Raw genomic sequence first — 25428 nt, 5'->3', positions numbered from 1 at the left:
GGAGCGATCCGCTCGAAGGGCCTGGAGCAAAAAGCAACACTAGCGCCTGGCAACAAGACGCGAAGCAGTACAACGTGCGTCGGCAGTTTCCCCTTACCGCTTCAACCCTACATAATCCAGCCAAAAGCCGACTGGCTGCGTGGTCGATGGCATTACCTGGATGTCTATACGCTCACTGTCAGTGATGTTGAACGTACCTGATGTGGAAGGCTGGAACAGGAGCGGTTGAAAGTCGGGGTAGGGCCGTGGCAGTAACAGCATGGCATCTCGTGTCAGGCTAGTGATGGGCACTTCCAGTTCCGTTAATTGCTGCGGTAGCTGCACCACCGTTGAAAACGTAGCGCCATACTTGTCAACCAACCCGATTTTCAGGGAAACAGATTGACCAGCAGCGGATTTTCCGCGTACGACCAGCTTCGTAAGATCGGACAACTCCGTTCTGCGGCCTTTTATTTTGTCGCCGAAATAGACCTGAAAGCCCACCGGCTGATTAGCCCGTGCCGTTCCGATAGTGGCGTTGAGCAGTAATTGGTTCGGCTGCTCGTCGGGTGCAAAGTCAACTTTATTGTTCCGATAATCCGGGTTATTCATTAGTAAACGTGTGCGGTCAATAGTGGCGTTGAACAGATCCAGGCGCGTCGTTGCCGGTGTAACAAGCGTCTGATACATGGCCGTAGGCAGGTAATCCCAGGCATACGGATCACCTTTCTGACCGGCTGGGTACGTCCAGTAATCGGCTCCTTTTTGCAGAATGATCCGGTACGTCAGCAAGCCAGCCCTGACCAGTTCGGCCGGTATGCTCACTTCGTACCGATAGGGGGCCACCGGTTGCATCGCCAGCGTACGAGCACGGTCGGCGCCCGCAGCATGCACCTCAACCGTAGCCCTGCCGGTCGAATCGAGCCCCACGAGGGTTGCCGATAGCGTCACCGGCTGCTGCGCCGATACCTCAGCATAGGCTGCATGCACGAGTATTGGCGTGTCCGTCGACCGGTCGGCGGGTGCCACGAATTCGGTCAGGCCGATCACGGTGGAAGGCATCGTCGCGGGCATTTTAGCGGTGGCCGTTTTCAGCAGGTACGTGCCGGGACGGATCTGGAAGCTACCGTTAGTGGCTGTGGCCGTAAACGAATTGCCCGCGTTCTGTGCCGTGATGGCAAACGACGTGCCCAGATCGGGCAGGTCGATCTGCATGGGGTGCGTAGCCCAGCGGATGGTCGTCACCTCTTTGCTGAGCGATGGGCGTTCAAACGGGTCGCGGATCAGAATCGCATCGGGCATCACTTCGAGCCGCCAGACGCCATCGCCGATTTTATCCAGGAAATACGCGCCGGTTCCGGGATACTGAACCACCGGTGAACTGCCTACGCCAGCCACCTGAGTCAGTTGGGCCGGGGCGGTCGGCTTCGTCTGGGTAGTGTTCGAATAAACGAAAGCTCCCTCCCGGTTCATCTCGCTCAGTGACTGGCTATAGCTCAGGCGAAATGGCCCAAACGCGCTGTCTGGCGGGTACTTGCCGTAATTTTTGAACCGGGGCGTTTCGCGGAACACCCGCCCGGCGATGAGCATGCTGATCGCTTTAGAAGGCGTATAGGCCAGATTCAGGTAATGGGTCTGGTATTCGGTATTCGCGTAGGCTGTCGACATCGGATCATAAGCGAACTGGGTAGCCCACTGAAAACCCGCGCCCCGGAAGCTCCGCGCCATGGCCGGGTACATGTACGACGCGTAGATGTCGCCCGCGTCGAACTCGTATACGATACGCGCCTTGTTCTTGTATTCGGGAATGGTATCGAACGGAATCTGGTAAGTGTCTACGTGCATCAGCGGGTTGCCGCCCAGGGTGCGGCCAGCCACCAGCCCCAGCGGATACCACTGAAAGGTATAGCCATTCACCGCCGATTTTGCCACCGCATCGGCATACCAGGGGTTCTGAGCCATGTTGTAGACGATCGGTTTATCCCAGCCCGTGCTACGTACCGCCGCGTTGATCCGGTTGATGTAGGTTGTCACATTGGGTTTGGGACCGCTGTGGACGGGCTCGTTGTTCAGCTCCACGGCAATTACGGATACGTCGTTCCCATAGGTCGATTTCGTGTACGGATTGACGTGCCGTAAAAACTGCCGGACGTATTCTTCCTGTGCCTTGATCGCCAGTTCATTCTGGTTGGCTTGCCCTTTACCATAGACCCGCGAAAAACCGGGGGTACGTTCGTCGCGTTCTGGATAACCGTTTCCCCAGTATGCAATGGGTGTAATGATGATCTTGATCTTGCGCTTTTCGAGTTGCGCCAGTAGGTAATCAAATAAACGCAGGTGCTCATTGTCCAGCAGGTTGCCCAGCGAGTCGCTGATTTCGGTATCCCAGACATGCACCCGAAACGCATCGACACCCATACGGGCCATGTGGTACACATCCTGCTCGATCGCCGTTTCGGGCCTGATGCCCAGCTTTTTCACCGCCCGGTACCCGTAGGCAAACGGCAGGCAGTAGTTCACTCCATAAAAAGCCGCTTCCTGCTTTGTTTTGGTATACCGAATTATCCCGGCCGGGTCTATGTATATCAGATTTTTGGGGTTAGGACTGGTTTGGGCAGCACCTCCCAATGCAGCACAAACGAGCACAAAGAGCAGAAGAAACCGGGTATGGGCTAAACGCATATATGGTGTATTGGAGGATGAATAAAGTGTTGGTAACGTAGTTTGTTAATTCACTGATATGAATTGCTTTCGCGGCGTAAGTTGCTTCGCGAGCCAGAGCGCGAAGCCAACACCACACAGCAACGTCAATGAAGAAAAGCGTCGAGGGCGGCGGTTGGTTTCCCGGAATCGTCGAAAGCGCCCAGGCCGTAGCCCTGCCATTTTTTGTAAGCTTGCGGTTCCCAGTAAAAAACGCCCAGGCCATTGCCACTCGGCACGGTTTTCAGTTTGGCGCTTAGATCGGCAATAAACGCGTTGGCGGTAGCCGGGTCATTGGCAGGCATACCCACTTCCACCACCATAACCGGTTTTTTGTATTGCACAGTCAACTCGTTGACGTTACTCAGACACTGTTCGTTCTTAACAGCCCAATCTGTCGCCGACGGGTACATCGACAGGCCGATCATATCAAATTGGGCGTTGTTACTGGCCAGTCCACCGAATAGCCATTGAAACAGCGACTTGTCGTAGCCGTTCGACAGATGAACCAGCACCTGCGACGTGGGACTGACTGACTTCACCGCCTCATAACCCGTCGTAATCAGCGCCGCAAAATTGGCCATGCTGGTCGATGCCCGCCCGTCGGGCCAGAGCATGCCGTCGTTGGTTTCGTTGCCAATCTGTACCCATTCCGGCGTAATCCCGTTCATTTTCAACCGATTCATGACGTCGGCAGTGTGATCAGACACCGCTTTTTTCAGCTCCGTAAACGTCAGCTTTTGCCAGGCGGCGGGTTTGGCTTGCTGACCAGGATCGGCCCAGGAATCGCTGTAGTGGAAATCGATCAGCAATTTCATGCCCGCTGCGTTGGCTCGTCTGGCCTTGGTCAACACATCGTTTATGCCGTTCCAGCCGCCAGCCGGATTCACCCATACGCGCAGCCGAATGGAATTTATGCCTTTGCTTTTCAGAATGACAAAAATATCATCGGCCGTTCCGTCAGGACGATAAAATCGTACGCCACTGGCCTCCTGCTGGGTCACCCAGCTCACGTCGGCCCCTTTAATAAAGTCAGTCACTGGTGTTGGGGCGGGCGTCACTGGCGGCTGGGTATCCGCCTTTTGGCAACTGGCTAAGCCAGCCAGCAACAGCAGGATCAACATTCTTTTCACGACGTTCATGTCACCACAACATGGAGCCATCTGTTTCCATTCCAGCGGCTTCGCAGGCGTTTTTGCCACTACCTGGTCAACTTTATGGGCCGATTACCGGGCCTGGCTGACATAGCCACACGTTATACCAACGTACCTGCGTCACCAGGGCTTTCTCATAAAAGCACTTAATAGGTTGTTTCGCGAGCTAGGCCCTTCGACAGGCTCGCGAAGCAACCTATTAACCCCTTTCATGAGAAAACCTTGCCTGCGTCACGGATTTCTGTCAGCGGCAGATCGTCACCCAGAAAACGGTGGTAATGCGCCCGGCAGATTCGGCCATCGGGACCGATCAGTAACTCGGCCCCCATCCGGTCAGCGTGGCCGTCCTGCTTTGGTAGTTTGGCCGTCAGTTTTTTGCTCGCCTTCAGCTTACCAATGCCTCCGTGCAACATGACACCGCTCAGCAGCTTCCCAAACGACCGTTCCACACCGTATAGCCGGTAAAGTTGCTCGGTCGGGTCGGGAATCATCCGGGAATAAGGCTGGGGCCTCCCGTCAAGGTATTGGCGCATGTTCGCGGCCGACGATTCGTAGACAGACAGCACCACAATACCGTTGGCCTGCAATTCGGCCTGGTGCTTTTCCAGCTCATAAAAACGCAGGTTGCAGATCGGGCATCCTACATTCCGGTGGAAAATGAGCCATACTGTTTTACCGACGTAATCGCTCAGGCTGATCGGTTTTCCGTTTACATCGAGCGTTGAAAAATGGGGGGCGGCCTGGCCTGCTTTGAGCTGACTCATGGTGATCTGGTGTTTGATTCACCTCTTGATACCCACGAACGTACCTGGATCACCCATCCCGATCGCGTTACCGACTATTGACGGCCACACGCTTCACCTGCTGCACACATTTGTACTTCTGATTGGCGGCGGTATGTTTATTCTTCCACCCCATCCGAATCAACAGCAGTTCCATTGGCTCATTGTCGAAAAAGACAGCCCGCAACAATGCGCGGCAGAATGGCGTCGCCTGGTCGAGCCAGCGCATCACCAAGTTGGTAGGTACTGCTTCATCAGCGGGTGGTTCGGGCAGGTCGTCGCACGCTGTGAGGTCGGTCAGCGGCAGGTGACGGCGGGCACGGAGACGATTCAGCCAGATATGATGCGCAATGCTGGTCAGGTACGTCTTCAGAGAGGCCGTCAGTCGAAAATCAGGGTCTTTTACCTTTTCGGCCAGGACCATCAGCGTTTCCTGAAACACATCTTCGGCATCGGCCACGTTACCCCCGTTGCGCTGTACATACTGCACAATCGACGGCATCACCAGCCGATAAAGCACGTCATAGGCTGCCCGGTCCTGCAAACGGAGGCTATCGATGGTAGGCGTTGATAGGGGGCTCATAGTTGATCAGACGGACGGTTAGCCATGATAGTTCCGTTATTACGGAATACCCGATGCGTCGGGTTATCACCCACATACCGGAAAAAAATTTCCTGATTCTGAGCTATCTGCCAAAAGCCGATGGCCTCACGGCTGTTTTGGCCTAAATTACCAGCACAGAATCAATCTGGGCATTCATCTTCAACAATCAAGTCAATGAGAAAACTGGTTACCTCACTCCTCGTTTGTCTTTCCTTTTTCAGCTACGGCCAACAGGCCGACTCGGTCGTCATCCGAAAGATTTATAACGAAGCCCTTGCCAACGGTAAATCGCACGAATGGCTCCGCTACCTGACCAAGCAGATTGGTCCCCGGCTCAGCGGCTCGGCAGGGGCTCAAAAGGCCGTCGACTGGACCAGGCAACTAATGGAACAGCAGGGGTTCGACCGGGTATTTTTGCAGGAAGTAATGGTGCCGCACTGGGTACGTGGCGCTAAAGAAGTGGCCTACATTCAGAACGGCAAACAGAAAACGAACGTACCTATCGCGGCGCTGGGCGGTTCGGTAGCTACCCCGGCCAAAGGCGTGGAGGCGCAGGTGATCGAAGTAAAAAGCTTCCCCGAACTGCGGGCACTGGGCGCCGAAAAAGTGAAAGGCAAGATCGTCTTCTTCAACCGGCCGATGGACCCCACCAAAACAATCACCTTCGACGCTTATGGCGGCGCAGTTGACCAACGGGCGGGCGGGGCCACCGAAGCAGCCAAGCTGGGCGCTGTCGGGGCCATTGTGCGCTCTATGGGGCTGGCGCAGGACGATTACCCGCACACAGGCGGCACCCGCTACGGTACAGGAGTGCCCCTGATACCAACGGCGGCGATCAGCACCAATGGCGCCAACCTGCTGAGTAAATCGCTGGCCGAAAACCCGAGCCTGACGTTCTACTTCAAGCAGAATTGCGAAACCCTGCCCGACGCCAAATCATACAACGTAGTGGGCGAATTGAAAGGCTCCGAAAAACCCGACGAGATCATTGTCGTTGGCGGTCACCTCGATTCATGGGATCTGGCCGAAGGTGCACACGACGACGGTACCGGCTGTATGCAGTCTATTGAAGTGCTGCGGATCATGAAGGCGCTGGGCATTAAACCAAAGCGGACCATTCGGGCGGTGATGTTCATGAACGAAGAAAACGGGCTGCGGGGCGGGATCAAATACGCCGATCTGGCCAGGCAAAACAACGAAAAACACATCGCCGCCATCGAGTCTGACGAAGGTGGCTTTACGCCCCGTGGCTTTGGCATTGTGGGCACGCCCCAACAGAAAGAGCAAGTTCTTCAATGGAAACCACTGCTGGCCCCGTATGGCCTGCATGACATTGGCCCCGGCGGTGGTGGTGCCGATATTGGTCCGCTGGTCAACATCGGCACGGTGCTCTTCGGCTTCAAGCCCGATTCGCAGCGGTACTTCGATTTCCACCACACTGCCGCCGACCGGTTTGAGATGGTGAACAAACGCGAGCTCGAACTGGGCGGAGCCTCCATGGCGGCGCTGGTTTACCTGCTGGATACGTACGGGTTGTAGTTTTGACGTTTTGAGTGATCCGCCTGACTATGAGTAACTTATTTTGAGTATTGCTTCGCACTGTAGGCCCTTCGGCTACGCGAAAGCAACCTATATTCAGAAGTAAAACTATTCCTACTAATGGCCACTTCTCTTCCGCATCCGGCAACCCTCACCCGCGCCGATCGGCAACACCAGAAAAACGGGTTTATCCCCAGTCGCCTTATGTCGATGGACGCGTACCGGGGGTTCGTTATGTTTCTGATGGCGGCCGAGTTGTTGCAGTTTTCCAAGTTGCATGAGGCCTTTCCAGCCAGTTCGTTCTGGGCTTTTCTGGCCGATCAGCAAAGCCACGTCGACTGGGCGGGCTGTTCACTGCACGACCTGATTCAGCCGTCGTTTTCGTTTCTGGTGGGGATGGCCCTCCCCTATTCACTGGCCAGCCGGGCAGAACTGGGTACGTCGGCGCGGGCGCAGTTTATTCGGGCGCTGCGCCGGTCACTGGTGCTGGTGCTGCTGGGCATCTTCTTGCGCTCGACACACAGCACGCAGACCAACTTTACGTTTGAAGACACGCTAACGCAGATTGGCCTCGGCTATCCGTTTCTCTTTTTACTTGGGCACACCTCCGTCCGAACTCAATGGCTGGCGCTGGCGGGTATTCTGGCTGGCTACTGGCTGGCGTTTGTAATGTATCCGGCACCCACGTCGGCAGTCAATTATGCGGCCGTGGGCGTACCGGCCAACTGGGTACATCACTACACAGGGCTAGCCGCACATTTTAACAAAAACAGCAACCTGGCCTGGGCGTTCGATACCTGGTTCCTGAATCTGTTTCCACGAAAAGCTTCGTTTCTATTTAATGGCGGCGGGTACGCTACGTTGAGTTTTATACCGACCCTCGGTACCATGCTGCTGGGTTTACAAGCCGGTCAGTGGCTGCGTTCCGGTCAATCGAACCGCCTGATCGTGCGGCACCTTGTAGCGGCAGGTGCCATAGGGATTAGCCTCGGGGTTTTGCTGCACGTAACCGGTATTTGCCCCATCGTCAAACGCATCTGGACACCCGCCTGGACCCTGTTCAGTGGTGGCTGGTGTTGCTGGCTGATGGCCTTTTTCTACACAGTGATCGACGTGATGAAGCGCCGGAACTGGGCCTTTTTTCTGACCGTGATCGGCATGAACTCCATTGCCATTTATTGCCTGGTCCACCTGATCGACGGCTTTATTAGCAACTCCTTCTACATCCACCTGGGCCACGCACCATTTCAGTTGCTCGGCCCCGCCTTCGAGCCGTTGCTCATCGGGGCAGCCACGCTGGGTACGTTCTACGTCATCTTACTGTGGATGTACCGCCGGAAGCTGTTTATTCGGGTGTAGTGCTGGTTTAGTGTGTTGCTTTACTTTACAAGCTAGTGAGTATGGCTAACGATTTTTGTCATCCCGACGACAGGAGGGGTCTTGAGGATTCCTTACTATGTCGTTGGGTTACCCTCAGGGTCCCTCCTGTCGTCGGGATGACAAAAAATCGTTAGGCCAAGTCCGGCTCCGGCCCACGGAAAGCATCTGGCTTCGTGGCTGCCGGCAATTTCACAGGCTTCCCTTCGCGGGCTGACTGATAGATGGCTGCCATGATCTTCTGATCCTGAAGGCCCTCTTCGCCGGGCGTAAACGGCTGCTTGTCGTTCATCACACAGTCTGAAAAGTGGTCGATCTCGGTGGCAAACTGGTTTTTGGGAGCCATCGTAGGCGTTTCCTTGCGTTCAACCATTCCGTCGGCATGGGCAGTTTCGGCGCGAAGCCCCTGATACGAGAAAGCCGGATCGAGGCCCATCCAGCCCCGTTCGGCCAGTACCCGGTACCGCCGCGACTCATGTACGTTGTAATGGGCCGCACAGTTGGCAATGACGCCGCTCGGGAACCGCATCTGCCACGACATCACCTCTTCCACCTCCCGAAACAACGGATTGCCGGGCGTACTGTACTGGTAACCAAACACTTCGATGGGCTCTTCGCCCAGCACAAAGCGGGTCGTATTCAGGCAGTATAGCCCAATATCGGGCAGCGAGCCGCCACCAGCCAGCGCCTTGATATGCCGCCAGTGCTGCGGATTAGCTGAACTCTGGCAGTTGAACGACTCAATGAATTTAGGCGCTCCAAACTGCTTCGACCGCACCATGTCGCGGATCATCCGGTTGTTGGGCTCGTACTGAATCCGGTAGGCGACCATCAGCTTTTTACCTGCCTTGCCGCACGCGTCGATCATCGCCTGTGCTTCCTGCGGCGAGTTGGCCATTGGCTTTTCGCACAGAATATGTTTCCCCGCCTGCGCCCCCCGAATGGTGTATTCGGCGTGCATGGAGTTGGGCAGCACAATGTAAATAGCCTGCACCTCGGGGTTATTTTTCAGTTGGTCGTATTGCTCATACCTGTAGCAGCTACTGGGTTTGATACCGTACTGCTGCGCCACTTTCTGTAACTTCTCGGGGCTACCACTCACCAGCGCCACCGGCTTCGATTTTTTGCACTGCGAAAACGCCGGCAGTATTTCTTCGAGCGCCAGATGCCCCAGGCCAACGATGGCATACCCAACCCGCTGGTCCATAGGCAGTGGCGTTGGGGTCGGAGCTGATTTAACGTCGACGTCTGATTTCCACTGCTCCAGTTCAATCGGCTTGTCAACCTCCTTCGGTACGGTAGCCGGTGGTGAATAGGGGGCCGACGACGGAACCTGCTGGCCTGATGGCGATCGGTACACCGTTGCTGGGTCGGGTTGCGACGAGGCCGCTGACTGACCCGCCGACTGGCAGGAAGCCGCCAGCCCACCCACCACGCCAATGGCTAACCCTTTACCTGTAAGCCGCAAAAAATCGGTTCGCGAGAGTCCGGGGCTTTCAACCTCAATGTCTGTTTTAACGAGTTGGAGCAGGTGATCGATCTGTTTCATAACGTCGGAGTTTATGTAGATGCAACCGACGCCTGTCGCTTTGGTTACGGAAAACGAGGATATGCCAGCCAATACGTAAAAAGCCGCCAGTGATCCCTTGAATCAACTGGCGGCTAGTCTTTATGAACGTACCTGACTTAGAAACGATCATCATCGTCTTCTTCCTCATCCTCTTCCCCGAAATGCTTGGTGGGGTCGAACATGGAGCCGACGAGGTCTTTGAATTGCAGGCCGGTATCGAGTGCTTTCTTACCCACCAGCGAATATTCGGCAATGCCGTGCAGGGCAAATTCCATCATAAACAACCGTTCCTGTTTGCTCAGGCGAGGGTGGAATTGATCAACCAGATCATCGAGGCCATCGATGGTACGCAGTCGACTTTCGTAATCCCGGTTCGACAGATCGTTGAGCAGATCCATCGTGTTGCCATCGCCAAACCAGTCGGTGATTTTCTTGTAGGGGTTACCGCGCTTATCTTTCTTGGCCTTCTCCGGGTTCGGAAAATAATTCAGGAACTGGGTACGTATCGCTTTGCCGATCAGGTTCTGCGCCACAATAACGGGGCCTTCCACTTCACCTTCATACACTAGTTCTACCTTACCACAAATAGCTGGCACCACGCCATACACATCGGCGATGCGCACGTAGGTCTCTTTCTCGCTATTCAGCAATGTACGCCGTTCGGCCGACGACAACAGGTTTTCATAGGCCGAAATGGTCATCCGGGCCGATACGCCCGACTTGGCATCCACGTATTCGCTCTGGCGGGCTTCAATGGCTACCTGTTCGATCAGATCAGCCACTAGGTCGTTGGTTTTTACGAGGCCTTTCTGCTCGGTTTTCACGATGGCCTCCTGCTGGGTGATCTTCCGGCCCATCTCGATCGTCTTCGGATAGTGCGTCACGATCTGGCTATCGATCCGGTCTTTCAGCGGCGTGACAATGCTCCCCCGGTTCGTATAGTCTTCAGGGTTAGCCGTGAACACAAACTGGATATCGAGGGGCAACCGCAGTTTAAAACCACGAATCTGAATGTCGCCTTCCTGCAAAATATTGAACAGCGACACCTGGATCCGGGCCTGTAAGTCGGGCAATTCGTTGATCACGAAAATGCAGCGGTGCGAGCGCGGAATCAGACCGAAGTGGATCGTCCGTTCGTCAGAGTACGGGAGTTTCAGCGTGGCGGCTTTGATGGGGTCAACGTCGCCGATCAGATCGGCTACCGACACATCGGGCGTGGCCAGTTTTTCAGTATAGCGGTCGCTGCGGTGCATCCACGAAATAGGTGTGGCGTCGCCATGCTGGGCAATCAGGTCATGGGCAAACCGCGACAATGGCTGTAGCGGATCATCGTTGAGTTCAGAGCCTTCCACCACCGGAATATATTCGTCGAGCAGATTGACCATCAGGCGCGCAATACGCGTTTTTGCCTGACCGCGAAGACCCAGCAGGTTAATGTGGTGCATCGACAGAATGGCGCGCTCCACATCAGGAATAACCGTTTCTTCGTAGCCCCAGATCCCTGGGAAAACCGATTCTTTAGCCCGGATTTTTTGAATCAGATTCTCACGTAACTCTTGTTTAATTGACCGGGATTGGTACCCAGCGGCTGTCAATTCACCGAGGGTTTTAATAGCAGTTAACTCCTTTGCTTTCAGGTTATAGTAACTCATTCGTTGGGAATGTTCGTTGGCAACACTCGTTGAAGAAAACAGATAGAATGAACGGGGACTAACATAGAATGGACAACGGCTACTGATTCGTTGCAAAACCTGCCTACAGTTCAGTAACTATTGTCCATCATATCTTATAAATCTAACAGGCTTTGGCAGCAAATGGTTTAGTCCCTCATTAGGCCGCTATACAGCAGAAATCAGTGGATCGGCCATGCCTTCGGCCCAATATATCCTTGAAATAAGTCAATAAATAAGGCGCTAACGGGGCTTATGCCTCAAAAAAATAGCATTCACATCGGGCAGCTGTAATCTTAGCCGTAGTTTTGCGTTTTAAAATTCAAACCGGCTCAGGTACGTAGCATGATAAAATACTGTTGGCTCGCGCTCCTGCTACTAGGGTGGCTGTTTAGCCCACCTGGTCAGGCGCAGGATCCAAAATCTCTTCAGATTATTCTTCCGCAACAGCCCGACTGGAACGTTGTTGCCGAGGGTCAATCCATTCAACTGACGTTAAAAACAACCGGCAACGCGGCCGATTCGGTCACCTACAGCATTGCCCAGGGAATGCTTGATGGCATGGCCTTCGATTCGCTGGGGCACTTCCGCTGGACGCCAGGCTACGACCTGGCCGACCGGCTAAAAACAACCCGTACCGTTCCCATCATCTTCGAAGTCAGAAACCGTCGCGGTGAATCGGCTACCCAATTGGTCGATTTTCGGGTGCAGCATGTGAACCGGCCGCCGGTAGTTGAAGAGTTGCCGCCGTTCTATGTTCGTTTTCAGACGCAGAATGTGTATAAGTTCGACCCGAAGCAGATTTACGATGCCGACGGCGATCCTATAGCGTTCATCGCCATTCCCGATCAAATGCCGGAAGGCAGCAAACTCAGTGCGCAGGGCGAGTTGACATGGACCTTATCGAAAAACCAGTTTAACCAACTCAGAGCCAAACCGATCTACATTGAATTCTGGGTGGAAGATCAGCCCGCCAAAACCCGCACCAAAGGGCGGTTGAAGATCGACGTGACTCAGATGGACCTCCCGCCGGTCATTTCGGTCGTGCCCAAAGAACGTACCTACCATGTTCGCGAAAATGCTACGATCAACCTGAAATTCTACCTCGCCGACCCAAATGGCGACGACGACATCAACACCTTCGATTTTTTGAGCACAGACCAGCGCGTACCCAAATCGGCTTTGGTTAAGAATACCAACAACCAGTACGAGTTCATCTGGATCCCAGGCTATGAGTTTGTGCGTGACCCCAACGATACGCTACGGGTAAACCTGACGTTTTTCGTGCTCGACAAGGCGCAAAACCGCGATGAACAAACGATTGTGATCACGGTCCAGAATACGGTTAATGAAGAAGCGAAAGATCGTTACACCTACGCCCTCTACAACCAGGCTTTGGTGCAGGCGTGGAACCTGGTTACGCAACTCGATGAAAAAGAAGCCGAACTGAAACGTGATTACCGAAAAGCGAAGGGTGGAAAACGAAATCGTTCGGTGGCCAATGCTTCACTAGGCGCTGTTACGGGCGTTGCGCCGGCTGTAACCAATGCGCAGTCGAGCGTTCAGGCACAGAGCAACCAGCGGCTGATCTCGGCCATTGGTGGCACTGCCGTACTGACGATGGGTACGTTGGAAGCCACCGAGGTCATTGGTAAATCGATGAAAGATTTGCTCGACCGCTATAACTACGTGTTGGGCAAGAAAAGTGAGCTTCAAAACAAAGGTGATGTGTTTGCCCGCGAGTTTGCCTTAAAATCGGCACGCCGTTCGACCGAGTTTATCAAACGCCTCGACGAGTTCAGAAATGCCATGAGTTTAAGTGGGCTGGTGGCCCTGGAATTAGATGCGAACTGGCAGAACAAGAAAGAAGCGACCGACAAAGCCCTGAAACGCACATTCAAGGATTTCACCCCACTCGACGAGGCACAATAGGCGATTGGGGCATTAAAATTGATCGATTAGTGGCATGTGCTACCGTGACCAGTCGATCAGTTCTTTGTCTCAAAAGTATAAAAATTGCCCAACCGTCTTGCTCAACAGTTACCCGATAAAGCCACTAACCAGTACACTACTGGTACTCTACTTTATTGTGGCACACTGGGCAAATGGGTTAGCCAGCCCCGGGCCCCTGCTCACCCCTCCCACGACCAGTCGTGTTACGCTGACCATATCCTGTTCAACAACGGAAGACCCCGTTCGGCTTGCCTCATTGCCCCCCGTTCATTTTTGTGGCGAAGTGGTACCTATCCATGAAGAGCGCGTTGCGCGGCGGCTCATCTCGGCGCTGTCGCACAGTACGATGCAGGCATCGGCGCTCATTCGTATGCGGCAACGGGCAGCTGCCTTTTTCCCACTCATCGAACCGGTATTGGCTAGATACCATATTCCTCCCGATTTTAAATATTTACCGCTGGTAGAAAGTGCGTTGAATGGCACGGCCATTTCCCCAAAGGGAGCCGTTGGGTACTGGCAGTTGATGCCAGCCACCGCCCGCGAGTTGGGGCTGGTTGTTGAGCCATACCGCGATGAACGGCTCAGTCTGATGCGGTCTACAGACGCTGCCTGCCGGTACCTCCGCTTTCTTTATGACCGGCTGGGTTCCTGGACGCTGGCTGCCGCCGCCTATAACGTGGGTATTGGCAGTTTACTGGGGAATATCAGAAAGCAGCAGCACCGTGACTATTATTATCTGCGCCTAAACGCCGAAACTGGCAAGTATCTATACCGCATTCTGGCTTTCAAAGAGCTATTCAACAACAATCGACAGTATCGCGAGCTATTATCTGAGCGGATTTTAGCCAGCCTCAACCAGCCGGTTGCTTCAGAAGCGCCAGCCCAGGCTCAGGAAGTTCTCTTCGACGAAAAGGTACTGGTTAACCTGGAACGAGAAGCCGTGACTGCGTCGGTGGCCGCCGTGGCATCTGCCGCCACCGACAACCGATCTGAAGACATCCCCTTGCCCAACGCCGCCTCCGTTTTTCAGGGAGGTATCAAAGCAAAGCTCGCCGAAGCTGGCGATTTACAGCGGGGGGCAGTCTGGGTTTTTAATTTAACGCGAAATGGTATGGCCGATGATGTGACTGTTAGCGAAGGCGATCGTCTCTATGCTGTGATTGAAGATATCGACAATAAAACGGGTAAAATATACTTCCGGGCCGATAAATTGCACACAGCCGGTAACCAGCAAACGCTGAACCTACCGCTGGCCGCCGTTGACGCCTCAACGGGCCGGGTCGGCATTAAACTACCCGACGTAACACAGATGAAAGCCGGTTGGATTCTGACCTGGAAAGTTCTATAAAACCTTACCACAGCCCACTAAAGGCCCGTTCGGATGGATAAAACCGTTTTGAACGGGCCTTTGCTTTAACCCCTCGTTAAACCGTTGGCTCGTTGGCTAATCGAATAAGAACTTATACCCGTGAGCATCCGTTTTGTAAAAGCACCAATCGAATTGCCTTGAAACAAGAAAACCGTTTGCCTAAGCAATTCATAATGAGTTGTTTATCGCTTCTATTGATTGCACATTTCTCCGTCGCGCAGAAAACAGCCGTTTTGGTAAAGGGGAACAGGAAGCGTTCTGCCAAAACACAGCCTCCTGCTCCTCAGCCCATTCAGCAGACAAATTTCGCGGGTGAGCTTGTCCCCACCGAACAAGGGAACGTCGGCGCTAAACTGGCTATGGCGCTGATGAGCACGGCCGGGTACGCCAAGCGTGTGCAGGCCTTGCATCAACGTTCGGCTCCTTATTTCGCCGTGGTTGAGCCCATTCTTGCCAAACACCATATTCCAAACGACTTTAAGTACATGCCGCTCATTGAGAGTAACTGGAAAGCCGATGCGGTGTCGTCGGCGGGAGCGGTTGGCTACTGGCAGTTTATGGACGAAACGGCCAAAGACATGAACCTTCGTATCGATTCGGGCAACGACGAACGGATGGATCTGGTCAAGTCGACGGAGGCCGCCTGCCGCTACCTGAAAGCGCTATACAAACGGCTGGGTTCCTGGACGCTCGCGGCGGCAGCCTATAATGGCGGTATGGGCATGATCGAGAAAAAAATTGTTCGGCAGGCCACACGCAGCTATTATGAGATGGCCATGAATGAAGAGACGGGTTATTACCTGTACCGGATGCTGGCCATAAAAGAGATCATGCAAAATCCAGGGCGTTATGCGGGCCTGAACTCGGGCATGCTGGCTTATGCCGATGACCCGTATGAACGAGAACGTCAGCAGGCCCGCCGCATGGGCTGGATTATTGACGAAGATTCCGAAGAAAAAGGTGTACCCATCGACGCTTATGAGCCGGCTCCCGGCAGCGAGGCCGCCGTGATGGACAGTATACTGACAAACCTGTTGACGCAAAAGCCCAAAGCAGCTGCCATTTTTACGGGTGATGTCGAGACTACGCTACAGAAAGCTGGCAAAGCTCAGTTAGGCCAAAGCTGGGCCTTTGTTATTACCCATGATGCACAGGTTGGTGAGGTTGAATTGAAAGAAGGCGATCTACTGTATGCCGTTGTTGATGACATCGATAACCAGGGATATATTTTTCTCCGGGCCACAAAAACAATCTCTGCCCAGACTAAAGAGGTCACGCCCATCACTATTTCAGCCATGAATCCAGCTACAGGGCTACTGGGGCTACCATTACCCAAAAAAATACCGGCTGGCTGGCGAGTGCAGTGGAAAACTGAATTCTAGTTCAGGTACGTTGCTTCACTAAACGAAAGCACTTTCTCGCTAGTTATGCCTGGTATACACTGGCATTGACCAGGTATGCAACCAAACAAACTATGAAAGCTATTTGGAACGGTCAAACCATCGCTGAGAGCGACGATACCATCGTTGTTGAGAATAATCACTATTTCCCGAAAGAGTCGGTTAGGGCCGATTACCTGGCCGACAGCCAGACGCATACGGTTTGCCCCTGGAAAGGTCTGGCATCTTATTATTCACTGTCAGTTAACGGACAGACGAACACAGACGCAGCCTGGTATTACCCCGACCCAAAACCAGCTGCCAGCCAGATCAAAGACCGGGTGGCTTTTTGGAAAGGCGTGCAGGTTGTTGCCTAGTCAGGAACGTACCTACATAAAAAAACGGCATTGGCTAAGCTCCAATGCCGTTTTTTTATGTAGGTACGTTCCTGACTACAGTTGTGGCTGTTGAGCAGCTACTGAATCCAGTTCGTGACTTGGCTTCTTATTGCGCATGTAGAAGTACAGGCCCGTAAACGCCACAATCAGAATGATAGGGAATGTAGTCATTTTAGCCAGCGTTGCCTGACCTGCCGCCAGTTCCAGCGCGTCGCCAGTTTTACCAGCGGCCGCCTGTATGGCCCGCTCTCCATCGAGCCAGCGGCCAATAATTGGCTGGAAAATAGAGGTAGAGAACATACCCACACCGCCTACGATAGACATGCCTAACGCACCACTCAGCGGAATACGTTCGGCCACGAAGCCAATCATGGTTGGCCAGAAATAACAGACGCCGATGGCGAAAAAGACAGCCGCAACGTAGGCCATTGCCCCTGTCTGCGTGCTGAACAGGTAAATACCAATGGTAGCAAAGCAGGCACCGCCCAGCAATACGCCGGTTTGGTCGAGCCGGTGGATGATTGGTCCACCAAAGAACCGGCCGAAGGCCATCAACCCTGTTACCAACGCCAGAATAAGCATGGGGCTAGCACCGCTTTTGCTCATAATCAAGCCAACCCACTGTTGCGGCCCGAACTCTGAAATAGCCGTTAACGCCATGCAGCAGAAGATAAAGAGGTAAAGCGGCGTAAGCATAGCGGCGAAGTTTTTGCTGATCGACGTTACACCTTCTACACGTGGCTTTGGAAACGCCTGTCCGAAAAAGAGGAAGGCATAAACCAGCGTTGGCACCATAATAGCCCAGATTTGCGTCTGCCATGAAGCCCCCGAATCGGTCATGAACTTAGAAAGCAGGCTACCCACTACAATGCCACCTGGAAACCACATATGGAAACGGTTCAGCTTTTTGTTCATTTCTGCTCCCGAGTACATATCGGCGATCAGGGGGTTACAGGCGGCTTCTGTGCAGCCATTGCCGATACCGATGAACAGGGTCGAGATAAGCAGGCCCGTATAGCCACCTGAATAAATGGTCAGCAGAATACCCAATGTGTGCGATACGAAGGCTACTGTCATAATTATTTTCGGCCCAACCGTATGGTATACCAACCCGCCAACGATCATGGCTATTGGAAAGCCCAGAAACCACATTGAGTTGATGAATCCCAATTGTTCGGCAGTCAACCCAAACTCAGTACCGAGCTGAGGCAAAATGCCTGCTCTGATACTAAATGAGAAGGCAGTGGTGATAAGGGCGAAGCAGCTTGCCAGGAAGAGCCTCGAACTATTTACAGTCGTGTTCATAGAATGACAATAAAGAAAGTTTGATCGAACAAGTAGATTAGGTTTTCAGATAAAGGGGTCAATTAACAGTAATTACCCGATTGGGTAGCGCAAGGCATACAAAATTTCCTAAAAAAAAGGAAATCCGCTAATTTTCCGGTCAATAAGTAGATGATTGTCTCCTGAGCTATTTACCCTATACGAATAGCTGCTAAACGCTTTCTTTCGCCTTTTTATGACGCCTCAAGCCTCAACAAACCTCTCTCCTTCTGTTAGTCAGACCAATACACACCGCAAACTACGCATGGGTATGGTAGGCGGTAGCCTCGACGCCTTCATCGGGGCCGTTCATCGCCGTGCTGCTGCTATGGATAATGAGATTGAACTGGTCTGTGGTTCGTTCAGCTCAAACGCCGAAAAATCGAAGCAGACGGGCCATGCGCTCTATTTACCAGAGAACCGCGTCTACGCCAATTTCGAAGAAATGATGCTGCGGGAAAAAGAACTTCCCGAGGGCGAACGGATGGATTTCGTGACCATTGTGACGCCTAACCACATGCACTTTGCCCCCGCTAAAATGGCGCTCGAAAACGGTTTCCACGTTGTTTGCGACAAGCCCGTAACGCTGAACATGGCCGAAGCCAAAGAATTGAAACGCATCATTGACGAAACCGGCCTACTCTTCTGCCTCACGCACAACTACACAGGCTACCCCATGGTGAAGCAGGCACGAGCGATGGTGAAAGCGGGCAAATTGGGGCAGATTCGGAAAGTTATTGTTGAGTATCCACAAGGCTGGCTGGCACAGCTCGTTGAGGCAACCGGGCAGAAACAGGCTGGCTGGCGTACTGACCCAGCTCGTTCGGGTGCGGCCGGTGGCGTTGGTGACATTGGTACCCATGCCGAGAACCTGGCCGAATACATCACTGGCCTTAAAATTACCGAACTCTGTGCCGACCTGACCATTTTCGTGGAAGGTCGCCTGCTTGATGACGATGCCAATATGCTGCTGCGGTTCAACAACGGAGCCAAGGGAACACTCGTCAACAGTCAGATTGCCAATGGCGAAGAAAATCCGTTCTCCATTCGTGTCTACGGTGAATTTGGTGGCCTCGAATGGCGGCAGATGGAACCCAATACGCTCATCTACAAAACGAATGAAGAAGGCGCCCGTCTATTACGCACTGGCGTTGGCGATCTGGCACCCGAAGCTCAGTCAAATACCCGTCTTCCAGCCGGGCATCCAGAAGCGTTCCTGGAAGCTTTTGCCAATATCTATTACAACTTTGCGCTCACCCTCCGCGCCCGCCTGAACGGGCAGGAACCCGACCCGATCCGGCTTGATTTCCCCGGCATTGACGAGGGCTTACGTGGTATGGCCTTTATTGATACAGTCCTAGCCTCCGATAAGTCGTCGGAGAAGTGGACAAAGTTTTTGGACTGAGTGAATGTTTGGTAAACATGTATTATTCACCTGAAGAAAAAGCAGAATTCGCGCAGCCAATTGAGACACGGCTTAAAGCGTTCGCTTTACGAGGTATCCGAGTCTTCAGGGCTTACCAAGCGCTTACGAAGCCCAGCCTTTCGGCAAACAACTCATTCGCTCTTCCTCTTCGGCTGTCGCCAATTACAGAGCTGTTCGGCGTGGTAGGAGTCAAAACGAATCGCCAAATTGAGTCTTACTATTGAAGAACTAGATGAATCTCTTTTCTGGCTGGAGATGCTCATTTTCGCTGAGCTCGTTGCCGCCAACCGACTCGATGAGCTTTTAGACGAAGGCAAACAACGCTTGAAAGTTCTCTCAAAAGCCCGCAGCAGCACTAAACAAAACAAGATCCAAACATTCACTCAGTCGCTCATTTACTAATTCACTCATTAAATACAATGTCAAAAATTCAAGTTGGTGTGGTTGGCACCGGATTCATTGGACCCGCCCACATCGAAGCCCTGCGCCGTTTACCAAATGTAGAAGTAGTTGCCCTTTGCGAGGTAACTCAAGAGTTGGCTGAAACGAAGGCTGCCCAACTGGGTATTCCCCGCGCATACACGTTCGATGAACTGCTGAAGCAGGACGATATTCAGAGCATCCATATCTGTACGCCAAACTTCCTCCATTACAGCCAGTCAAAAGCGGCGCTGTTGGCCGGTAAGCACGTTATCTGTGAAAAGCCATTGGCGAAAGACCTGGTCGAAGCAGAAGAACTGGTTCAGTTGGCGAAGGAATCTGGCCTTGTCAATGCCGTTCATTTCAACCTGCGTTATTACCCGCTGGTCCGTCAGATGAAAATCATGCGCGAGAAAGGTGAACTGGGCGATGTCTACAGCATTATCGGGTCGTATCTGCAAGACTGGCTCTTCTACGAAACCGACTATAACTGGCGCCTTGAACCCGACAAATCGGGTGATTCACGGGCCATTGCCGACATTGGTTCGCACCTGATGGATATTATCGAATACATCACTGGGTTGAAGACTACGGCCGTACTGGCCGATTTCAATACAATTCACAAGACGCGGAAGAAACCACTGAAGCCGGTTGAAACGTATTCCGGTAAGATGCTTCAGCCAGACGATTACGCCGACGTACCCATCAATACGGAAGACCATGCCAACGTGCTGCTCCGGTTCGATAACGGTAATCGGGGTGTAGTGACCGTATCGCAGGTATCGGCTGGTCGTAAGAACCAGTTGAAGCTCGAGATTTCGGGGGCAAAGAAAACCTTCGCCTTTGATTCGGAGTCGCCAAACCAACTCTGGCTGGGTAACCGCGATGGCTACAACCAAACCATGACCGACGATCCGTCTATTGTTCATGCTGAAGTGCGGTCAGTGATCGGCTTTCCCGGTGGTCATAACGAAGGCTTCCCCGATACGTCGAAACAGATGTTCAAAGAAGTGTATGCCGCTATCGAAGCCGGTAAACAACCCGAGAACCCAACGTACCCAACCTTCGCCGACGGCTATCGCGAGCTACTGATCTGCGAGCGTATTCTGGAAAGCAATAAGAAACAAGCCTGGGTAGAAGTGTAAACTCAATGAAGCTTCAGGTACCTTGCTAATGGCTTCGCGCTTGTGACCCTTCGACTAGGCGTCCCCGACTAGGCCGGTTCGCCGCCGCGATCCCCGACTAGGCGTCCCCGACTAGGCCGGTTCGCCGCTGCGATTCCCGACAGGCTCAGGGTGACACGCTCACTCAAGGTCGTCATGCATATTCTTAGGTTTCCTGTCACCCTAAGCGGAACGGTCCGCCGCTGCGGTCGAAGGGCCACAAGCGCGAAGCCATTAGCAAGGTATCCAACCCCATATAATCAACAAAAACATGAAATCACTTAAAGGCCCTGCCGTTTTTCTGGCGCAGTTTATGGGCGATGAAGCGCCCTTCAACTCGCTGGATACAATCGCTAAATACATGGCGGATCTCGGCTACAAAGGCGTTCAACTCCCAACCTGGGATTCACGGGTTATTGATCTTCAGAAAGCTGCCGACAGTATCGAATACTGTAATGAACTAAAGGCGAAACTGGCGGATATCGGGGTAGAGATTACTGAGCTTTCAACGCACTTACAAAGCCAGTTGGTCGCTGTTCACCCAGCCTATGCCCCCATGTTCGATGGTTTTGGTCCTGCGGAATTAGCAGGTAAACCAACCGAGCAACAGGCGTGGGCCGTGAACCAGATGATGCTGGCCGCTAAAGCCAGCAAAAATTTAGGGCTTACCTCTCATGTTTGTTTTACAGGTGCCCTACTATGGCCATTCATGTATCCCTGGCCACAACGCCCCGCCGGATTAGTTGAAACAGGTTTCGCTGAACTGGGTAAACGCTGGAAGCCAATTCTCGATGCGTTCGATGAAGCGGGTGTGAACGTTGGATTCGAGTTACATCCTGGCGAAGACGTGCATGACGGCGTCACGTTCGACATGTTCCTGGCCGCCGTGGATAATCACCCACGCGCGGGCATCAACTACGACCCAAGTCATTTCGTATTACAATGCCTGGACTATCTGGATTTCATCGACATCTACCACGACCGCATTTATGCGTTCCACGTAAAAGATGCCGAGTTCAATCCAACCGGTCGTCAGGGCGTGTATGGTGGTTTTCAAGGCTGGGTAGAGCGTGCTGGCCGGTTCCGTTCGCTGGGCGACGGTCAGGTCGATTTCAGCAGTATTTTCAGCAAACTGGCTCAATACAATTACGATGGCTGGGCAGTTCTGGAGTGGGAGTGCGCCATCAAACACCCTGAGCAGGGCGCTGCCGAAGGCGCGCCATTTATTCAGGATCACATGATTCGCGTAACCGAGCGTGCCTTCGATGACTTCGCAGGAGCAGGTTCAGACGAAGCCTTTAATAAGCGTGTGCTAGGTTTATAATAGTACTCTTTTCTACATAAAAGGCCAGCCATCAGGTACGTACCTGATGGCTGGCCTTTTATGTAGAAAAGGATAGTCGAAAGAGGATATCGTCTTGTCTGTCATCACTACCAGTTGTCAACTACATCCTGCTGACTAGCCAGCTACTCCCCTTAAATACGGACGCTTGGTCGGCATGCAGGCCCTTTAATAATTATATAGGCGAATTGATAATTGAAAGAATACTAAATCTATATATTTAGTTTATTGACATAACTACCTAGAAACCAACCTACTAGTTAGTGTACCGTCTGGTCGGCAATCCTTTTCCCTATACACTTAAACTGTATTAATGACGAGTACTCAACTACGTTTAATGCGCTAACTATGGCTTTTGTTAACTGTCGTTTTGGCTTCACAATACGCATCTGCTGATGGGGTTGGCCGCCAGCGATACCCGGCCAACCGCTCAGTTTACTCCAGCTATCTCAGTTACGCCGTCCTCACTAACTTTTCTTAATTCAACCCAGTTGCCTGGTAGTAACTCAAAGACCTATGTTGTTTCAGCTACCGGTTTAACCACGTCAGACTTCCGGGTCACTGTGCCAGTCCCCTTTGTTGTGAGTGTTCCTAATGCTGGTGCCTATCCTGGCGGTATTACTTTACCCGTTAACAGCGATGGCACCCTGACGCCAACAACCATTACTGTTGCCCTACTGCCGTCTTCGCCAGGTACGTTCACTGGAAATATATCAAACACCAGCGGCTCAACGACGACAACGGTTGCTGTTAGCGGCACCACTGTAAGTCCTTCCCTGAGCGTAAATTCGTTGTCTCTAAGCCAGTTTTCAACCTCCACAGGCACCCCGTCAGCTAGTCAAAGCTATACGATCACAGCACTAAGCCAAACAGGAGGCACCGTCACGGCCCCGACAGGATTTGACATTCGTACGGGCAATAATACGTTTGGTTCTTCCTTAACAATCCCCAGTAGCCTTTCTGCTATCGATATTCCGGTAGCTGTACGGCTAACGGGTAGCACAGCCGCACAGCGCTCGGGTTCGATCAGTCATCGATTAAATAATAGCTCAAACCAGTCGATTGCCAACGTAGCCGTGCGTGGTACTGTCTCAGACCCCGCGACGCCATCGATTACCGTGACACCATCCTCGTTAACAATAGTTGATTATAGTGAATATCCAGGCTCTTTCCCGGCTTCCTTCACCGTGTCGGCTCGTGGTTTAACAGATGATCTACAGATTTTTGCGCCGCCATATTACCTGCTCATGGCAAACGGCTAGTCTGGTCCTGCATTGCTGATACCGGCTACTAATGGGATTGTCCCCCCTACATCCGTTTCAGTCGCGCTTATTTCGTCATCGTCCGGCGTGTTTGACGGACAGATTATCAACTGGAGCGGTTCATCTACGGCTACTGTTGGTCTTAGTGGAACCGCCCTGTCTCAATCGGTAACGGTTACTCCCTCATCGCTAAGCAACTTTGCCACTACGTTTGGCACCCCTTCTGCTAGTCAATCATATACGGTCGCAACGCAAGGCGTTTTACCGGTGCTCGTCAACGCACCAGTCGGATTTGAAATCCGTTCCCGGTAACCATCCATTTAGCTCGTCGTTCACAATCGGCACGAGCAGATCTGTTGTTCAAACGCGAGTAGATGTCCGCCTAACGGGCAATACCATAGGCCCGGTCACGGGTACAATTACACAAAATACCTATTTCCACTCGAGCCATGGCGTTTATCCTGTAGCCGTCAGTGGGCTTGTTACCCATACCAGCAACGTACTGCAAGTACTACACCGCGATGTAGACAATTATGCGGACAATAACGCTATCCAACCTTTATTAGAGGTAATTAATCAGGGTAACACTACCCTGGCACTCTCAGGCCTAACGTTACGCTACTACCTGACAGTGGAGAACTTTACCCCTTTAACCAATCTGACCGTCCCATACGCCAAACTAGGCGCATCCAATGTCAGAGTGCGTTACGTGCCGCTAGCTCAACCCAGACAAGGGTCTTTAGGCTATATCGAATACAGTTTCACTTCAGGAGCGGGCAATCTAGCGCCCGGTGCAAGCACAGGCGCTATTCAAAGCTACATCGCCAAGGCCGACTATTCAGGCTTCAATGAGTTAGATGATTACTCGTATGCCAGTGTTCACGATCGTCTGATGGCCACCTCCCGAATTACAGCCTATTATAACGACGTGCTAGTAGCTGGGCAGGAACCAGCCACAGTGACACCCCGAGGCTACTTGGTGCCCTACACAGAAAGCAAAAATGGCCCCTCGGCCACTCAAATTGGAACGTACCTGGAATTGCGCAATGAAGGAAACATGCCCATCAACTACAGCGATATAACAATTCGCTACTACTTTACTGCCGACGGCTCTCAACCGTTAACTTTCGAGCTAGATTACAGCGCACTGGGGATCGGCGCTATTCGTTCTCAATTTATTCGGATCAATCCACCCCTGGCTACTGCAGATACGTACCTGGAACTGAGCTTTGCCAATACAGGTCAGCTTATGCCACAAAGCAGTACAGGGCTGATTCGCTACCGTGTCAGCAAAGTTGGCGGCGGTCGATTTGACCAGCGTAATGATTATTCGTATCAGGAACAGCCAGCGAATCTGAGTGCTAATCCACGTATGCAAGTGTATGTAGGAAACCAGAAATATTGGGGTAATGAGCTAGGTGCCAGACAAGCAGCCACCGCTGATGCTCGCTACGAATTCAATGTGTTGGTGCTGGGCAATCCGGTACGAGACAACAAGTTAACTTTTGACGTTGTAGGTGCTCGTTTTGAGTCATTACAATTGCAGTTGGTAAGCGCTCAGGGCCAGCTCGTTGCTCAGAAGCACGTGATAAACGCCCAGGATATAGAGCGTTATCAGTTCACTTTGTCTAACCAAAAGGCAGAAATTTATCTCCTGAATGTGAGCACGCCCACACAACATAAAACGGTAAAGGTGTTGAAAGTTGAATAGGCCCGTTTAACAGATTAGGGTGACAAGACCGATTTGAATGGTCATAACCAACTTGAATGGAAATGTCACCATGAGCGGAATGGTCCACCGCTGCGGTCGAAGCGCTTACAGCTCAAAGCAGCTTACAACCTATAAGCGCATCGTTTGCTGAGGGGTATATAACAATAAAAAGTCCCGCCTCTTGCGAAGCGGGACTCTGTTGTCTAGGGGTGGCGACCGCCTACTCTCCCGGTCGTGACACCAGTACCATCGGCAGTGCGGGGCTTAACGGCTCTGTTCGGAATGGGAAAAGGTGTGCACCCGCCCG

The 25428-nt window shown here is 52.7% G+C and carries 19 protein-coding genes and 1 rRNA gene; 12 read left to right on the top strand and 8 right to left on the bottom strand.

Going from position 1 to position 25428, the window contains the following annotated elements; all coding sequences use genetic code 11:
• Positions 1-93 precede the first annotated feature (93 nt).
• From ACAW75_RS19570 to ACAW75_RS19555, 4 genes are all read right to left on the bottom strand, one after another.
• On the bottom strand, positions 94-2661 hold the full coding sequence (locus ACAW75_RS19570; RefSeq protein ID WP_370730439.1) for a cellulase family glycosylhydrolase: 2568 nt from the start codon (positions 2659-2661) through the stop codon (positions 94-96).
• A 125-nt stretch (positions 2662-2786) separates the two neighbouring features.
• Positions 2787-3803: a glycoside hydrolase family 53 protein gene (locus ACAW75_RS19565; protein WP_370730597.1), complete on the bottom strand. Its 1017-nt coding sequence runs from the start codon at positions 3801-3803 to the stop codon at positions 2787-2789.
• A gap of 239 nt (positions 3804-4042) precedes the next feature.
• The gene (locus tag ACAW75_RS19560) at positions 4043-4597 is read right to left on the bottom strand and encodes a redoxin domain-containing protein (protein ID WP_370730438.1); all 555 of its coding nucleotides are present in this window, start codon (positions 4595-4597) and stop codon (positions 4043-4045) included.
• A 67-nt stretch (positions 4598-4664) separates the two neighbouring features.
• Positions 4665-5198 carry an RNA polymerase sigma factor gene (locus tag ACAW75_RS19555; RefSeq protein WP_370730437.1) on the bottom strand — a complete coding sequence of 178 codons (534 nt, stop codon included), beginning with the start codon at positions 5196-5198 and terminating at the stop codon, positions 4665-4667.
• A 195-nt stretch (positions 5199-5393) separates the two neighbouring features.
• Between ACAW75_RS19555 and ACAW75_RS19550 the strand changes: the two genes are divergently transcribed.
• Both ACAW75_RS19550 and ACAW75_RS19545 read left to right on the top strand, forming a co-directional pair.
• Positions 5394-6758, top strand: a complete 1365-nt coding sequence (locus tag ACAW75_RS19550; protein WP_370730436.1) for a M28 family peptidase — start codon at positions 5394-5396, stop codon at positions 6756-6758.
• A gap of 120 nt (positions 6759-6878) precedes the next feature.
• Positions 6879-8117, top strand: a complete 1239-nt coding sequence (locus ACAW75_RS19545; RefSeq protein ID WP_370730435.1) for an acyltransferase family protein — start codon at positions 6879-6881, stop codon at positions 8115-8117.
• 151 nt (positions 8118-8268) lie between these two features.
• On the opposite strand, the gene ACAW75_RS19540 is transcribed toward ACAW75_RS19545, so the two are convergent.
• On the bottom strand, positions 8269-9684 hold the full coding sequence (locus ACAW75_RS19540; RefSeq protein ID WP_370730434.1) for a Gfo/Idh/MocA family oxidoreductase: 1416 nt from the start codon (positions 9682-9684) through the stop codon (positions 8269-8271).
• 137 nt (positions 9685-9821) lie between these two features.
• A complete protein-coding gene (locus ACAW75_RS19535; RefSeq protein WP_370730433.1) occupies positions 9822-11357 on the bottom strand; it encodes a P-loop NTPase family protein in 1536 nt (511 codons plus the stop codon).
• A gap of 363 nt (positions 11358-11720) precedes the next feature.
• On the opposite strand from ACAW75_RS19535, the gene ACAW75_RS19530 reads away from it, so the two are divergent.
• The 4 genes from ACAW75_RS19530 to ACAW75_RS19515 all read left to right on the top strand — a co-directional run bounded on the left by ACAW75_RS19530 (position 11721) and on the right by ACAW75_RS19515 (position 16453).
• On the top strand, positions 11721-13307 hold the full coding sequence (locus tag ACAW75_RS19530) for a hypothetical protein (RefSeq protein ID WP_370730432.1): 1587 nt from the start codon (positions 11721-11723) through the stop codon (positions 13305-13307).
• A gap of 157 nt (positions 13308-13464) precedes the next feature.
• Positions 13465-14676, top strand: coding sequence for a transglycosylase SLT domain-containing protein (locus ACAW75_RS19525; RefSeq protein WP_370730431.1), 1212 nt, complete (start codon positions 13465-13467; stop codon positions 14674-14676).
• Positions 14677-14870: 194 nt separating this feature from the next.
• Complete coding sequence (locus ACAW75_RS19520; protein WP_370730430.1) at positions 14871-16079, top strand: lytic transglycosylase domain-containing protein; 1209 nt, start codon at positions 14871-14873, stop codon at positions 16077-16079.
• 92 nt (positions 16080-16171) lie between these two features.
• Entirely contained in the window at positions 16172-16453 is a 282-nt protein-coding gene (locus ACAW75_RS19515; RefSeq protein WP_370730429.1) for a DUF427 domain-containing protein, read from the top strand.
• Between the two features lie 75 nt (positions 16454-16528).
• Here the strand turns inward: ACAW75_RS19515 and ACAW75_RS19510 are convergent, their stop codons facing one another.
• A complete protein-coding gene (locus tag ACAW75_RS19510) occupies positions 16529-17779 on the bottom strand; it encodes an MFS transporter (RefSeq protein WP_370730428.1) in 1251 nt (416 codons plus the stop codon).
• Positions 17780-18062: 283 nt separating this feature from the next.
• Between ACAW75_RS19510 and ACAW75_RS19505 the strand changes: the two genes are divergently transcribed.
• The 6 genes from ACAW75_RS19505 to ACAW75_RS19480 all read left to right on the top strand — a co-directional run bounded on the left by ACAW75_RS19505 (position 18063) and on the right by ACAW75_RS19480 (position 25121).
• A complete protein-coding gene (locus tag ACAW75_RS19505; protein ID WP_370730596.1) occupies positions 18063-19202 on the top strand; it encodes a Gfo/Idh/MocA family protein in 1140 nt (379 codons plus the stop codon).
• Between the two features lie 228 nt (positions 19203-19430).
• Positions 19431-19625 carry a hypothetical protein gene (locus ACAW75_RS19500; RefSeq protein ID WP_370730427.1) on the top strand — a complete coding sequence of 65 codons (195 nt, stop codon included), beginning with the start codon at positions 19431-19433 and terminating at the stop codon, positions 19623-19625.
• A 17-nt stretch (positions 19626-19642) separates the two neighbouring features.
• Positions 19643-20788: a Gfo/Idh/MocA family protein gene (locus ACAW75_RS19495; protein WP_370730426.1), complete on the top strand. Its 1146-nt coding sequence runs from the start codon at positions 19643-19645 to the stop codon at positions 20786-20788.
• A 289-nt stretch (positions 20789-21077) separates the two neighbouring features.
• Entirely contained in the window at positions 21078-22130 is a 1053-nt protein-coding gene (locus tag ACAW75_RS19490; protein ID WP_370730425.1) for a sugar phosphate isomerase/epimerase family protein, read from the top strand.
• A gap of 599 nt (positions 22131-22729) precedes the next feature.
• Positions 22730-23410 carry a hypothetical protein gene (locus ACAW75_RS19485; RefSeq protein WP_370730424.1) on the top strand — a complete coding sequence of 227 codons (681 nt, stop codon included), beginning with the start codon at positions 22730-22732 and terminating at the stop codon, positions 23408-23410.
• Positions 23411-23702: 292 nt separating this feature from the next.
• Complete coding sequence (locus tag ACAW75_RS19480; protein WP_370730423.1) at positions 23703-25121, top strand: cellulose binding domain-containing protein; 1419 nt, start codon at positions 23703-23705, stop codon at positions 25119-25121.
• Between the two features lie 207 nt (positions 25122-25328).
• Here the strand turns inward: ACAW75_RS19480 and rrf are convergent.
• Positions 25329-25428 (bottom strand): 5S ribosomal RNA (rrf, locus tag ACAW75_RS26105); the annotation flags it as partial.

Source organism: Fibrella arboris (assembly GCF_041321095.1).
In the GTDB taxonomy this organism is placed as follows: Bacteria; Bacteroidota; Bacteroidia; order Cytophagales; family Spirosomataceae; genus Fibrella; species Fibrella arboris.
This window is presented reverse-complemented; position numbering and strand designations above follow the sequence as displayed.